We start from the raw sequence: 14,728 nt of genomic DNA on the forward strand, positions 1-14,728 counted from the left end.
CGGGATGCTACCTCTGGAGGGGCCGGGAATCGGGAATCGGGAATCGGGAGTCGGGAATCGGGATTCGGGAGCGGGAATCGGGAGACGGGAGTCGGGAACCGAGTTGGGGCAACGCCTTGATCGAAGTTGTCGTAGAATCTAAGGATCTATGGACCCCGGCATCTTCGCTGAATCCACGACGCCCCCCGAGGGGCCTCCAGCCGTTCGCGCCCTTTGGCACGACGCCCACGACGAGTGGGGCAAGGCCCACGCGTTGGTGCAGGACGATCCCGGCCGCGAGGCCGCCCTCGTGCACGCGTATCTGCACCGCAAGGAAGGCGATCTCGACAACGCGCGCTACTGGTACACCCGAACCGGCGCCTCGGTGTTCTCAGGCTCGTTCCAGGAAGAGTGGACCCACCTGGTCCAAGAACTGACCTAACAAACTAGGCCCGATTCCCGTCTCCCGACTCCCGATTCCCGATTCCCGTCTCCCGATTCCCGTCTCCCGATTCCCGTCCCCTCAAAACTCATACCGCTCGGCGTAGCGGTGCATCGTTTCGATGCGACGGATCGTTCCCGTCCCGCTCCGCATGACGATCGATTCGGTAAGCACGTAGCCGCGGCGGTACCGGACGCCCTTGAGCAGGTCGCCCGAGGTGATGCCGGTCGCAGAGAACATGACGTTGCCGCTGGCGAGGTCTTCGCCTCGGAACACGCGGTCGATGTCGCCGTCCACCATCTTCTCGGCGCGTTCGCGCTGCTCCTTGGTGCTGAATTTGAGCCGGGCCTGCATTTCGCCGCCGTTGCACAGCACGGCGGCGGCGGAGAGCACGCCTTCGGGGGCGCCGCCGATGCCCATCAGCCCGTCGATACCCGCTTCGGGATCGAGCGCGGCGATGGCGACGGAGAGGTCGCCGTCCGGCACGAGGTGGACGCGCGCGCCCGCCTCGCGGATTTCGGCGATGAGGGCGTCGTGGCGTTCGCGCTCGAGGACGCCGATGATCAGCTCGTCCACGTCCTTGCCCAGGGCTTTGGCCATGAGGCGGACGTTGACGCGCGGCGGGAGGGTGATGTCGATGACGCCGACGCACTCGGAGCCGACGACGAGCTTCTCCATGTAGCAGTCGGGGGCGTGCATGAGGAAGCCCTCGCCCTCTTCGGCCGCCGCGAGCACGGCGATGGCGTTGGGGGTGCCGTTGGCGCACAGGTTGGTGCCTTCCAAGGGGTCCACGGCGATCTGGATTTTGGGGCCGTCGCCGGTGCCCAGCTCCTCGCCGATGTAGAGCATCGGCGCCTCGTCGCGTTCGCCTTCGCCGATGACGATGGTGCCCTGCATGTCGAGCTCGTTGAGGGTCCGCCGCATCGCCTCGCAGGCGGCGTTGTCCGCGCCGTTGCGGTCGCCCTTGCCGACCCAGCGCGCGGACGAGAGGGCCGCGGCTTCGGTGACGCGGAGAAAGTCGAGATGGTGATTGCGGTCGAGTGACATAGAAAGAACGCTCCCTTGCGCCCCGGGCGCGTCGTTGCGGCCGCGGGGTCTCCAGTTTATCACTTGCGGGTGCAATCTCCGGGCCGAACCCGGCGCGCAGGCGAGTTCGCTCTAAGGCGGGCCGAACTTCCAGCCAAGAATCAACCCGAGAGGTATAATCTCTCCTCTGGCGCTGCCGCATAGCTCAGTTGGTAGAGCAGCTGACTGTTAATCAGCGGGTCCATGGTTCGAGTCCATGTGCGGCAGCCACTTTTCCAGGTTCAAATCCGCCATGGCCGGGTTACTTCGCCCCTCGACTGCGACCGGATTGACAGCAGAGGGCTTACGGGGCTCCTCGATTCGCTTCCGCCTTCCGTGCAGCGTGCCGAGCTAACCGGAAAGAGTCCTTTGATGTTCTTGACACTTTGGCGACGAGGCAATGGCAACCCGCTGGAGTTTCTTGCCGCCGTACAGCGCGGGGACGAGATCGCAGGCGAGAAGGCGAACCTAGATCAGCGGATTCACGGTGCCAGGTTACTGCTCGACAAGGCGATGCCGAACCTAGAGGGCTGTGGGGATCGAGGGTCCGTATGCCCACCTGACGGACGAGGAACTGCTGGAGCAGATCGGCATCATCCAAAGAGAAAGGGCCGAGATGGACGAGCGGGCGATTCTGGTCGCAGCCGACGAGATCCGCAGGAAGCAGGGCGAACTCCGGGAGGCTTGATTGCGGGATTGTGGGTTCTGCTAAGCACCCCTGAATGAGTCAACTGTGAGTCGCACATACTGTGGGCAGAGAGAGGTTTATGGATGATCGACAATGAAGGGCACCCCCTCATAGCTCGACTTGTCGAGATCTTTGGCGAGCCGAGGCGCCCGAGTGTCATCACGGAGATTCAATTCGACTTTGATCAGGAGGAGCTATGGAAGCTCCTGCGTGCTCCATGGGGCGAGACGAAACAACACGAGTTCTTTGGCTATCTAGATGACCTCAGATTTGAAGAACTACAACCGGATCTGTTTACGTATCTCTTTCCCTCTCTCTTGATCACGTTGTGGCGAGGGATGGCGGATCGATCAGGGGGGCCCCAGAAGTTCTATGGGTCCGTGACAGACGGAGGGGTTCTGGAAAGGATGCTCGATGAGCGAGAACGCAATGCCGTGCTCACGTGGATGGTCGATGCGTTCATCGATGCCATTGATAATCCCACGGCCGGGACTAGTGCGGAGAGACATATGCCTGATGAGAGGGAATGCTCCATGTCTCTGTCGATCTTCAATGCCCTGGGGTGTTCGTTCGCTATCACCGATCGCATCTGGGACCAATTGTGCGATGTTAAGACTGCTGGACGTGGGCAATGGTGGACCGCATTTGGCGCTGGCCTGATGGGTACCGATGTTCCTTCAGCATGGCGGGGGCGTGTTCAGATGGCCAAGATCCGTCTTTATGATCTAGATAGCCTACAGATCGAGCCGGCGTTCTTGCCGGCAAACCACGCATTCATGCGTAGAAAGGTCACGTTGGATCATGTTCATAAGCTCCTTGCCGCGGCGGAACCGGTCCTAGCGACATCCGCTTTCGGCCCGGTGCTTGCGGAGGTACGGCAGAAGATCCTCGCCGAACGCCAGAGCGCGAAGGCTGCTATTGAGGAGTACATTCAGCGGTTAGGAATACAGGATCTTGGAGAGCCGAGCTGGCGTAGAATGAAGTAGTGACAGAGGACACACATTCCCGTTCTGCCTGAACTGAAGCAGAAGAAAGAGCTTGTGGCTCCTCGCTATTTACTGTGGGTAGAGGTTCACGAGTGTAGCGCCTCCAAACGGCGGGTTGACGGGTCCGTCGACGGTCTTGGCAGTCGGTCTCGTGCTGGCGTATGCTCGGCGGCATGGATTCCACCAAGCTCTTCGAACTCGGCCTCGGACTCGTCTCGCCCTGGAAGATCGTCGAACTCGAGTTCAGAGACGGCGAGGTGCACATCGAGGTGGACTTCGAGCGGGGCGGCAGGTTCGAGGGCCTTCCGGTCCACGACACGGCCAAGCGCAGCTGGCGGCATCTGGATTTCTTCAAGTACCCGTGCTACATCGAGGCCAGAGTGCCGCGCGTGAAGGGCAAGGACGGGAAGGTGCGCACGGTCGAGGTTCCGTGGGCCCGGCCCGGCAGCGGGTTCACGATGGACTTCGAAGCGTGTGCGATCTCCCTGATGCGTGACATGCCTGTGTATGCGGCCGCGCGCAAGCTCAAGGTGCACGACACGCGCCTTTGGAGGATTCTCCACGCATATGTGAAGCGGTGTCTCGCCGCGACCGACATCGGCGAGCCCAGCAGGGTCGGAGTGGACGAGACGTCGGCCAGACGCGGCCACGACTACGTTACGGCCTTCGTCGACCTCGTCGAGAGGAGAACCCTGTTCGTCACGGCGGGCCGTTCGGGGAGCACGCTCGGCAAGTTCAAGAAGTACCTGCGCTCCAAGGGAGTCAAGCCGGGCAGCGTGCTGGAGTTCTCCTGCGACATGAGCCCGGCGTTTCTCTCGGGAATCCGCCGACACTTTCCAAAAGCTGGAGTCACGCTGGACAAATACCATCTGGTCGCTCTGGTCTCCCGAGCCCTGGACGAGGTCAGGCGCGAGGAGAGCCGGGGATGTAGGAGCCTCAAGCGCACTCGGTGGCTCTGGCTGAAGAATCCGACCAGCCTGACGGACAAGCAGCGGCTGGCGCTGGAAGCCGCGCTCACAGCCGAGCCGTTCTCCAAAACCGCAAGGTGCTACGGCCTCAAGCTCGAGTTCCAAGAGCTGTTCCACCTTCCCAGAGAGCAGGCCTGCCACGAGTTCTACAGGTGGATCGCACGGGCCTTCGAATCCGGCGTCCGGCCTATTCAGGAAGCCGCGGTCACGCTCTTCAACGCCGCCAAAAACGTGCTCAACTGGTTCGAAACCCAAATCTCGACGGGCCTCCTTGAGGGTTACAACAGCGTGCTCCAGGCCACCAAACGCAAGGCCAGAGGCTATCGGACCACCAAGAACCTCATCGCGATGAGCTATCTGCTCCATGGCAAACTGGCGGAGGAGAACCCACAGTAAATAGCGAGGAACCACAAATGTTGGATCAAGAACTCCACGATAGAATCCTCCAAGCATGGTCGGTCTTCGAAACGCCCACGATACGCGACGTTCACGGGGATCCGCCTTATGATTACATGGCTGCGGAGATGATTCGCGAGATTAATGATCGTCCATTTGATCGACTAAACTGCGAGGAGCTAGGGCGGATACATCCGCCGCTTGAGGAGATTGAGCAGTTCCAATATAAATGGTACTACTTTGGTGGTCTCATGCTTTGCTACCTACGTGACTGGTACAGCGAAGTCATTTGCACGGACTACATAGTAGATAGACTGTTCTTATATACTGCTGATCTTGACAAGAACCAAGGTTACCGCAAATACGTGACCGTGGCGCAACTCGAAGTGTCCGTCGATGTACTGGAATGTGCATTGAGGCTCCCTGAGAACCGCAGGCCGAGCGATTTAGAGAGAGTAAGGGCAACTATAGAGAGACTCATCAGATTAATCGGCGTGGGCGATAGTGGCTTGTTTAGGGAAGGTAAGTAGGTTTCGTGCTTCTTTGCGTGTGTAATGATAGGATAATCACCCATGCGTGATTGCGATGGTCTGAAACGCCGAGTACTTGCGAATGGTTCACCAACCACCTTGATCTGGGACGGCTCGGACTATCTTGGCGAGAAGAGCTGATGGCGACAACGTACTACCACACGGTGAACGGGCGGATCCGAGGGCAGAGCACGGGCGGTGTCAGCACGGACTACCTGACCGATGCTTTGGGTTCCGTTGTTGCAACAGCGAACTCTTCCGGCACGGTGTTCAACACCTACCGCTACAAGCCTTATGGGGAGCGGCTGGCCAAGACGGGAGCCCGGGCGGATCCGAGGTTCGGGTGGACGGGTGGCACTGGCAGCCTTAGGACCGACAGGACTTTCTCTGATCCACAATGGACGATGGCAAAATCCTTCCAATGCGTTCTTTCCCGACGAGACGTCTGTGGTTGTCACCTTTGAGCAGGGAAACGAACGAGATTGGAATTGGACCTATGGATCGGCGGAGTTTGACCTCGCTACTGGTGGAGTGCCCCCGAGAATTCAGACCATCCGAAGCGTTAGGCTCTCCGTCTTGAACAGACGAGGAGTCGTGCATTGAAGAAATCGAGATTCAGCGAAGAACAGATCGTCCGGATCGACCTCGGGTGCTTGGGCGAGTGCACAAGGGATAGACTCCACATGTGAGCCCTACAAAGGAGAGGAATCGTTTGCCAGCAGGGGGCATTACCCCGAATCTGCGATCTTTGGCTATGAATGTCTTACAGTGGATTGTGACTCTCGTGCTGGCCGGCATGGCAACTGGATGCTTAGGGGGCGGCGCTCATCCAAGCCCACAGGCGGTGGCCAAGGCGGAGTTGATGTACTATAGGTTGGGTTTTGGGCGTGGTGGTTGGGTGTGCAAGCCCTCGGTTGAGGGTGGGGTTTCGGTGATGCACATCAGGCCCCTAAACGGCCACGACTTTGAATTTGTCGTCCGGATCTTTCCGGGCAAGAACGTGCATATAGAAACGTCTTTGAAGGGGTCTCCGCCTCCATCAAGTGGCCTTCGGACACCAATCGATCCAGCGCGCTTTGACGCTCTTAGGGTCGCAATGCATGATCAAGACTTTCTGAGCTTGATTGGCGAGAGTCATCACACAACGCTGTCCTCAGTTCGACAAGGCATCTGGGTTACGGTCGATTTCAGTCCATTTAAGGGCTATTCAAGTAAGAGGTCCGTTCTTATCAATCCGACTGGGGAGATCGTTTCCGTTTCTTTGGGTCGGTGAGACTTCCTGAAGAGGAGAAGTTGAGGGTCTTGGTGCGACTCGATCCGTGGCCTGAACGCGATCCGGGTTATGAGGTGGTGCCATGGCGTATCGAGGGAGATAGCTTGACATTGCCACCTCCAACGGATTCCTTTTATCGGCCCGGCGAGCGGGTTGAGGCCTGGCTTCTGTGGCCGAGGTACCAGAGGTGGCATGTTCCACGTCGCAAGATTCAAAGCGTGGACGTTAATGGGATTCGATTCTCGCTATCGGCTCCCGAGGGACAGACCAAAGGGAAGGTCTCGGGGCCTGGAGCGATGGTGGTGCATATTCCGGCGAAAACGATCACCAATTCCGGAGCATGGCGATCACGTTCAGAGCCTTGGCGCTGGATGGTCATAGGTTAGCGTGAAGCGATCGGCATGGTCAAGGAGGACCGGGCCTTGCGCTGGGATTCTCCCTTGAGATCGATACGGTTGGCGTTGTGGACGAGCCGGTCGAGAATCGCGTCGGCCAAGGTTGGATCGCCCAGCCGCGAATGCCACTCTTCCACCGGGATCTGGGTAGCCAGAAGCGTCGCCTTTGAGCCGTACCGGTCGTCGAGCACTTCGAGAAGGTCCCGAGCCTGGGCGATGGTAAGGGGATCGCGAAGCCAGTCGTCGAGGATGAGGAGCTCGACTCGCCGCAGCGCGTCGAGGAACTTGGGATACGAGCCGTCAGCGTGGGCGAGCGTGGAGCTGTAGAGGAGCCTCCCGAGCCGCTCGTAGCGCACGGTGAACCCGGCGCGGCAGGCGGAATGGCCCAAGGCGCAAGCGACGTAGGTCTTGCCCGCGCCGGTTGGACCGACGACGATGACGCCCTGCCCCTGCGCGATCCAATCGCCCCCGGCAAGACCGAGAATGCGCGCGCGGTCCATTCCTCGGCCGGGTTTCATGTCCAGGTCCTCGATAGTGGCGTTTTGGTGTAAGCGGGCGGCTTTGAGCCGGCGCTGGAACCGCGCGGCCTGGCGCGCGGTCCATTCCTCGTCGATGAGCAGCCCGAGCCGCTCTTCGAAGGAGAGTTCGGCGTATTGGGCGCTCTGCATCTGGACCGCCAGCCCGGCGCGAAGGCCGTTCAGTTGCATGGCGGTCAGCTTGTCGAGCATCGGTTGCGTGAGCATGTTCTTTCCTCTTTAGGTGTAGTAGTCGGGGCCGCGCACATTGGCATGGGCGGCCGTCGGTTCGAGTTCAGGCTGGGGCAGCGGCGCTGCGTCCAGCCCGGTATCGAGAATGTTCTTGACGCCTTTGTATCCGGCCAGCCCGAAGACCAGCGCCCGCCGACAGGCGGCTTCAAGCCTCTCGGGGGTGTACCGGTCTCCCAGGCGCAGCACCCCCAGACACGAGCGAAACGCCTGCTGCGGATGGACGCGCCTTTCGAGGAGTTCGGTGATCACGGCCTGCGTCTGGGGACCGATGCGCGCCGCCCAGGCGATGAAGCGCTCGGGGGTCCATTGGGCGTGGGCGCGGTGGCTTTCGGGCATGTGCGCGGGATCGGTCGTGTGCCCGCCCCGACGCTGCGAGCGCACGTGGCTGGCCAGGCGCACGCCCCCTTCGAAAACCTCGATGGTGAGCGCGGCCGCGCGGATCTCGACCTGCTTGCCGATGAGCTGGTAGGGCACGCTGTAAAAGTGGTGGTCGAACTCCACGTGGTAGTCGATGGCGACCTTGGCCGGCTTCCAATCCGCCATCTCGAAGGGCCGATCGGGCAGCGGCAGGAGTGCTGGCCTGTCGACCAGGTCCATCAGCTCCCTGCGGCTCTGCCCGAGGTGACGCATGGTCCGTTCGTTGACGATCGCTAGGCGCTGGCGGATTGCGTCGTTCGCGGCTGCGAGCCCGATGAAGGTCTGGTCGCGCAACGGCGCCAGCACGTCGCGCTCGACGATCTGCACGCCGGTCTCGACCTTGGCCTTGTCCCGGGGGGTTCTCACGCGCGCGGGCACCACCGCTGCTTGGCAGTGGACGGCGAACGCCAGGTACGTCGGGTTCAAGTCAGGCTCGTAGCGGCACGCCTTGTGAACACCCGACTTGAGATTGTCGGGCACCGTCAGCGGCACAACGCCTCCGAAGTGTTCGAAGGCGCGGATGTGGCCGCCGATCCAGTTGGCCAGTTCCTGTGTCCACTGCGCCTCGGCGTAGATGTAGTTGCTGGCCGCCAGCGTATAGACGAAGATCTGCGCCTCGCGCACTTCTCCGGTAGATGGATCGACCACGGACATGGTCAACCCCGCGTAGTCGACGTAGCCTTCTCCCGCCTCGTGGCTCTGCCGCATCGTAGGGTTCAACGTCTTCTTCCAGCGTCCGTACAGTTCGCAGAACTGGCTGTAGCCGTAGCCGTTCGGGTGCTCGGCGCGGTACTCGCGCCAGAGCAACTGGAGCGTGACCCCCTTGCGGCTCAGCTCGGCGCGGACTTTGGCCCACTCCGGCAGGGGGACCGATGTCCCGGATTCGCGCTGCGGCACCGGGAACAGAAGAGCGAACAACGCCTTGTCGTCCATCTCTTCCGGCAACGGCCAACCGAGCTCTGCCGCTTTGGCGCGATTGACGTAATCGCTGACGGTGCTGGGCGAAACGCGGCAACTCCGGGCCACCGCCCGGTTGGGCAGCCCGCAGCCCAATTTCAACCTGATGACTTCTCTGATCTTGCGCACGGACAACTTCTCCTGTGCCATTCCCACCTCCTGGAGCGAACTCCGAGAAGCCAAGGATGGCGGATTCGGTTATCCAGCACCTGGGAAGATTCCGGAGCATGCCGATCGCTCATTCCGGACAAGAGCCCAAAACCGATCGGCATGGCCCGGAATCCGTGATCGCCATGCCCCGGAATCCGTGATCGGCATGGCCCGGAATGAGCGATCGCTTTGGGCCGGTGCATGCAATGGTGGATTTGCCGTTCACCTGGACCTTTCGGAACCCCAGTGGTGCCTGACCCATCGTTTCCCCTGAGCTCGCCTCCTGGCAATCTCCAGTCTTCCCATCTCGGAGATGTGTTGATAGGATGCGGTCAAGTCAGAATGGTTCGCCCTGCTCATGCTACTCCTCCATTCTTCGATGAGTCTGGGTTGCGGTCAAAAGGAGTTGCATCCACGAAACGCTGGTCGTCTTCGGACAAACCTGCCAACAGAGTGCGAATGCGCTCCCGCCAAGCCCACCGAAGGGGAATGCTGAATTTCCCACATCTTAACCTGATGGTTCTCACATTGGGACGCCTAATGGGAACGGTTTGAACTCCCTCTGTTGCGGAGTTCGATTCCCCTTCGAGGTTCAGCGGGAGACTTCTACAGCACGGACACACATCCTGTCGTATACTGGCTATTGGGGCACCTCTGACACGATCACTCTTGGAGCCGGCGTAGCAGTAACCGCAACGACCAATGCAATGTACAGGAAATGTGGTCTTCCAGGCAAGACCAGCTGGAGTTCGTGGTTGGTCTGTGGAATATATACTATAAGCAGTTGCTTGCTCTTTGTGCCAGTCTAACGAAATACGGATACTGCGAAGACGGCGGCTATCGCAACAAGCAAAGAGAATGTGAAGACGTTGAAAGGCCATTTTATTAGATTTCTGAGCGTTGCAGGTTTTACGCTGCTGCTTGCGTCGCCAGTACCGCTGATCCTAAGCCTAAGTCAGGGACAAGCTCCTTCGTCTCAGTATTTCCAAGCAGGATTTCTAAGCGTTGTCGGCGGCGCTTGTTATTGCGTAGGGTCCACGTGCTTGCTTATCGCCAGTCTGCTAAAATCATGGAAATCTGTGGTTGGAGTGGTAGTCCTAGGTGTACTCGATTTCCTTCTATTGATTGCTTTGCTTCAGGTTGCAGGTACCTCCGATCCTGCAATCAGTGCTGGTGTCGGGTCGAATGCGAGGTTCGGGTGGCGAGGAATCGACGGTTTCAATGGTGACGTGAGCCTGAGCCAGTCCGAGGTCTACGGCCGCACCAAGGACTGCCTGAGCCTTGACTTGGCAACGTGAAATACGATCGATGGTCAACTCATTGGTCCAAATCCATACTCGTACTATGTAGGCAACCCATCAAGTAACCCAGGGGCCATATCCAAGTGCAACTCGTACGGAGCTAAGTTAAGCCATTGGAAATGCTGTAGCTCCGAAAATGGGTTTGGTGGTTGCAAGTGCACTTCTGGGGCTTGGCTGACCGCGTCGGCATTAGTGGCTGCCACCCGTGAGCGCCGATGCTGGCACGAACTGGAGCAGAGACGGTGGGTACCGCGTCGTCAGGGCCAGCCATAGCCGTGCCCGTAGGGCGATCATAGCCCGTAGCGAAGCGAAGGGATCGATCAGGCGGCCCGAAAGGGCATGGCTGAGTCCTGGCGTCGTGGGCGTGGGCGGAGACCGTCGTAGCGGAAGGGCGGGACGGCGGCGAAGCGGGTACCGAGTTGCAGGGTAGGACAAGGGGAACGGGGTGAGGAGCCGAATCGGTGGCAGGGGAGAGCGCCGAAGAAGGCGCACGGACCGTACACCGGGGCGGCACCGTTAGAGACCGTCTACGCCTCGCACGAGCCACGGAGAAGGGCAAGAGACGGCAATCCTCATGGTTCCTGCGGCTTCATAATGCCCGATTATCAGAGAGGGGGGACCCGCGCAGCGGGGGGGAGTCCTTTGCGAAGCGAACTGATAATCGCCATTATGAGAGCCGTGTCTCGCGTGGTTGGCAAACCCTTCGCCGGACCGAGTCCCACCCGTAGCGGTGGGCGAGGGAGGAGCGGTACGGCTCAACACCATGCCCGCATCGATGGTTGTGGGCGAGTGCGGATCTGCCGGGCCAAGTGGTCCGCCTACGTTGAGGTGAACAGGTCCAGATACTCTCGATAGACGAATCTCCGCCCGTACTCGACAGTCTCGTCGGTCTGAACCAGGATTTCGGCATCGGTGAACTTGGCCACGAGGCGATTCGCATTTGTTCGCGAGAGTTGAGTGACGCGTTCGACAGTCTTCACCGAAATGAAGGGGCTCCCGTAAAGGTGCTTGAGGAGAGTCATGGCCGTCGCCTGGTTTCGGCCAAATGCCGCAACTCGAGGAATGTCCTTGTCGCGGAGTCTGTTGACTCCTCTTGCGGTCTCAATCGCCTCGTCGGCAACTTGACGGATGCCTTCCAAGAAGAAGGAGAGCCATCCATTGATGTCAGAGGAATCGTGATATGCCTGCAACTGATCAAAGTACGCATCTCGGTAGCGCTTGAAGAACTCCGACAAGTACAGGACTGGACGCTTCAGCGCGCCTGTTTCACAGAGAAAGAACGTCACTAGCAAGCGGCCAGTCCGTCCGTTGCCGTCCACGAAGGGATGGATCGTCTCGAACTGGGCGTGGGCAAGTCCTGCCCTAATGAGGATTGGTAGTGATGAGGGCGCGTGGATGAACTTCTCAAGATCGGCCAAAGCGCTCTTCATGGGATCCGGCGGAGGGGGAACGTACCGTGCATTTGCCGGCGATCCTCCCCCGATCCAGTTTTGCGTCGTTCTGAACTCGCCGGGATACACGTGGCCATGGGATCTACACCCCGAAGCAAGAAGTGTCTCGTGCACTTCCCGAACCAATCGAAGCGAGAGAGGAAGTTCCTTGAGGCGAGCCAGACCTTGGTTCATCGCTTGTATGTAGCGGCGGATGTCGTCAACATCATCTGGGAGCCCCGAGATCATCTGGGCCTCAGCTTTCATGGCATCCACCATAGTGGCTTGAGTACCCTCCACCTGGCTGGAAAGGGCAGCTTCCTTGCGGATGTACATCAAGATGAAAAGGTCAAGATCGGGCAGTAACTCAGTAATGCCATCAAGCCTTCCCAAGCTTAGGTTGGCAGCCTCAAGAACGGACAGGACACTCTCACTGAGTGTTAGATTTATGGGTGGGAATGCCTCTGGAATAAAGGCCTTGTAACCTGCTGGCTGAGAAATATATCTACCGATCATGATCCGTGACATCCCGATTGGAGTTGTAATGCCAAGTGGCGTTATCCATTACAACAGAGGATAACATGTCACGGAAGACGTACAAATGGCCAAAAAAGACTCAACGGTTTTCCACAGCCCGTATTCCGAGGGTTCTTGAGCCCGTGCACAGATACCTGAGCCACAGAAGAGCCGACAATGAAGGACCCTGCGAACCTTGAGCCTTCAGCTTCCCCGAATGATTGCCCGTCAAGGCCCCCCCAAACCCAAAGCAACCGACACGGGCTTCAACCGTCTTGCGTCAGCGTGCCCATAGAGATCGGCCGTCAGCGCGATCAGTGCGTGTCCGATCATCTTTCCCACCGCGTGGAGGTCCCCCGTTTCGGCCAAGGCCAGATTCGCAGCGGGGTGGCGGAGCTTGTGAGGCGAAACCTCGGGGAGCCCGCCTTCCGGCAGAGTGCCTTCAGGCGTTGCGCAACGTACTTCGGGTCGAGCCGACGACCGTAGGCGTTCAGAAACGCGATCCCTTCGGGGTCCTTGATTCCATCGAACATCTGACGGGACTCCATGTCCGTAGCGCCGCAACGAGGTCAGAGCCGATGGGTAGTATGCGGTCTTGGTTGGTCTTGGTGCCCACGCGTCGAACGAGCTTGCTCCCGTCTCGCTGAAGCTGGCCCGTGAAGTGGACCTGTCTCGCCGGCAAATCGAGATCAACCCAACGGACTCCGGTAGCTTCTCCAATGCGAGTGCCGGTCGTAAGCATGAACCAAAGGAGTTCCGAGATCTCTGATGCCCGGTAGACGCCACACGGGTTTGGCCTAGAATGGGGTCATCCTTGCGACGCTTGGAATCGTGGGGACAAGAAGATGCGACAGTCCCTTTCCCGTGATCGAAGAACGGCCACAAATGCCCTCGGGATGCTCCTCGGCTGCCTGGTCGTGCTTGCCGGCGGATGCGGGCCCTCGCATGCCGAACTTGATGCAGCGCTTGTGAAGGCCGTGGGAGAGGGGGACCTCGCGAAGACCCGTGAACTGCTTTCCCAAGGCGCAAACCCCAACGCGCGGGACCCCAACCCGGCACGCGGCTTCTCGGTCTTGATCTCGAGCCTGGAGCACCTCGACATCCTCGACGTCCTGCTGGCCCACGGGGCCGACCCCAACCTGAAGGACGCAAACGGCCTAAGCCCGCTCTCCTACGCCGTGGGTCTCGCATCGGAGACGGGCCCCGAGCCGTTCAAGCGGCTTGTCGCGGCTGGCGCACGGTTGGATGAACGGGGTCAGAGCGGGGAGACGATCCTCCATTACGCCGCCAACGGCGGAGATCTCGAAATCGTGAAGTTCCTCGTGAATCAGGGCTTGGACGTAAACGCAAAGGACAACCGGGGAATGACCCCGCTGATGCACAGCGTCTTCTCTTCCGGTCTCCCGAAAGACAAGGCTCCGATTGAAATCGTCCGGCTGCTGATCGACCTCGGTGCAGACCTCGACGCAAAGGACGCGAAGGGCCAGACCGCCTACGATTGGGCAGCGACGGGACTCTTCAAAGGGAGGTCGGGGGAGGGCGAACTCCTGAGCCTTCTCCGCCCATCCGCGGGCGGCTAGGCATTCGATGCGCGTCGATCCTCTGTTGAGGGGCATGGGCGGGGTCAGAGGAACCCCACCCATGCAGATGCCGTCGATCCTAAGTCCCTACAGGGATAGACTCAGGAGCTCTTGCCCTTCCGTCGACGACGGGCCGCCGAGACCAGGGCCAACGCAGCGAGACCCATCGTTGCCGGCTCGGGAACGGGACTCGCAGTCACCACGAGTTCCGGGTTGTTGCCAGATGTGTTCTCCTTGGATCGGAAGTAGGGCCAAGGCGAGGTGTTGGGATCGCGAATGATCGCCATGCCGTAATTGGTGGCGCCACCATCGACCCAAGACTGGACGAGCGACGTCACGTCCCACTCCTTCCAACCGGTCGCACTCGAGCTTGTCGTCAGACTCGCGGAAGGCGTGGCGGCGAGGCTTGGGCGAGTCGCGTAGGTCAGCGTTCCTTCGGCCCAGGGATCAAGAACTTGAAACACGTTGTAAGTGATCCCAGATACACCGTTGAAGTCCTGAAAGAGCCGCAGAGTTGCGCCAGTTACCGTGCCGCTTGCAAAGCTGGAGACATCGAACTGGATGTGCGCGATCACGTCGGTCGCGCCATCCCAGTTCTCAGCGATCCAAGGCCGACCGCCGAAATTGTCATCGCTATAATCGTTGCCTGAGGCGCCGCCCGCAATGGCGTCAGCGTCCCCGATCGCACCGAGCGTCACCTGCGCAAAAGCGCTTCCGACCATGAACGCCGACAGCGCACCCACCAGAGCCAAACGGACAAAAAATTGCTTCATATTGATTTCTCCCTTAATTGCCAAAAAACCTATCCATGAGTGTAACAAACTCTCCACAGAACCGACTTCTGCAGAGCACACAACGTGGCAAAACTGGCAATACTGCCGGTCCGAC

At 59.7% G+C, this 14,728-nt stretch carries 11 protein-coding genes and 1 tRNA gene; 7 read left to right on the forward strand and 5 right to left on the reverse strand.

Annotation, left to right across the window (positions count from 1 at the left end; all coding sequences use genetic code 11):
- The first annotated feature begins 148 nt into the window (after window positions 1-148).
- Window positions 149-421, forward strand: a complete 273-nt coding sequence (locus M9921_09375) for a hypothetical protein (protein MCO5297054.1) — start codon at window positions 149-151, stop codon at window positions 419-421.
- 81 nt (window positions 422-502) lie between these two features.
- On the opposite strand, the gene glpX is transcribed toward M9921_09375, so the two are convergent.
- Window positions 503-1,468: a class II fructose-bisphosphatase gene (gene glpX / locus M9921_09380; protein ID MCO5297055.1), complete on the reverse strand. Its 966-nt coding sequence runs from the start codon at window positions 1,466-1,468 to the stop codon at window positions 503-505.
- Between the two features lie 173 nt (window positions 1,469-1,641).
- Here glpX and M9921_09385 point away from each other — a divergent pair.
- The 5 genes from M9921_09385 (at window position 1,642) to M9921_09405 (ending at window position 5,054) form a co-directional block, all read left to right on the forward strand.
- A tRNA-Asn gene (locus M9921_09385) sits at window positions 1,642-1,717 on the forward strand.
- A gap of 301 nt (window positions 1,718-2,018) precedes the next feature.
- Entirely contained in the window at window positions 2,019-2,174 is a 156-nt protein-coding gene (locus M9921_09390) for a hypothetical protein (GenBank protein ID MCO5297056.1), read from the forward strand.
- Window positions 2,175-2,257: 83 nt separating this feature from the next.
- The gene (locus M9921_09395) at window positions 2,258-3,160 is read left to right on the forward strand and encodes a hypothetical protein (protein MCO5297057.1); all 903 of its coding nucleotides are present in this window, start codon (window positions 2,258-2,260) and stop codon (window positions 3,158-3,160) included.
- A gap of 173 nt (window positions 3,161-3,333) precedes the next feature.
- Entirely contained in the window at window positions 3,334-4,524 is a 1,191-nt protein-coding gene (locus tag M9921_09400) for an ISL3 family transposase (protein ID MCO5297058.1), read from the forward strand.
- A gap of 17 nt (window positions 4,525-4,541) precedes the next feature.
- A complete protein-coding gene (locus tag M9921_09405) occupies window positions 4,542-5,054 on the forward strand; it encodes a hypothetical protein (GenBank protein ID MCO5297059.1) in 513 nt (170 codons plus the stop codon).
- Between the two features lie 1,655 nt (window positions 5,055-6,709).
- Here the strand turns inward: M9921_09405 and istB are convergent.
- The 3 genes from istB to M9921_09420 all read right to left on the reverse strand — a co-directional run bounded on the left by istB (window position 6,710) and on the right by M9921_09420 (window position 12,260).
- Entirely contained in the window at window positions 6,710-7,465 is a 756-nt protein-coding gene (gene istB, locus M9921_09410) for an IS21-like element helper ATPase IstB (GenBank protein MCO5297060.1), read from the reverse strand.
- Window positions 7,466-7,477: 12 nt separating this feature from the next.
- Window positions 7,478-9,013 (reverse strand): IS21 family transposase, encoded by a 1,536-nt coding sequence (gene istA, locus M9921_09415; GenBank protein ID MCO5297061.1) that lies wholly within the window; start codon window positions 9,011-9,013, stop codon window positions 7,478-7,480.
- A gap of 2,119 nt (window positions 9,014-11,132) precedes the next feature.
- The gene (locus tag M9921_09420) at window positions 11,133-12,260 is read right to left on the reverse strand and encodes a Fic family protein (protein ID MCO5297062.1); all 1,128 of its coding nucleotides are present in this window, start codon (window positions 12,258-12,260) and stop codon (window positions 11,133-11,135) included.
- A gap of 896 nt (window positions 12,261-13,156) precedes the next feature.
- On the opposite strand from M9921_09420, the gene M9921_09425 reads away from it, so the two are divergent.
- Window positions 13,157-13,840, forward strand: a complete 684-nt coding sequence (locus M9921_09425) for an ankyrin repeat domain-containing protein (GenBank protein ID MCO5297063.1) — start codon at window positions 13,157-13,159, stop codon at window positions 13,838-13,840.
- A gap of 101 nt (window positions 13,841-13,941) precedes the next feature.
- Here the strand turns inward: M9921_09425 and M9921_09430 are convergent, their stop codons facing one another.
- Window positions 13,942-14,670, reverse strand: coding sequence for a DNRLRE domain-containing protein (locus M9921_09430; GenBank protein ID MCO5297064.1), 729 nt, complete (start codon window positions 14,668-14,670; stop codon window positions 13,942-13,944).
- Window positions 14,671-14,728: the final 58 nt, after the last annotated feature.

The sequence above is a fragment of the Fimbriimonadaceae bacterium genome (assembly GCA_023957775.1).
Lineage (GTDB): Bacteria > Armatimonadota > Fimbriimonadia > Fimbriimonadales > Fimbriimonadaceae > JAMLGR01.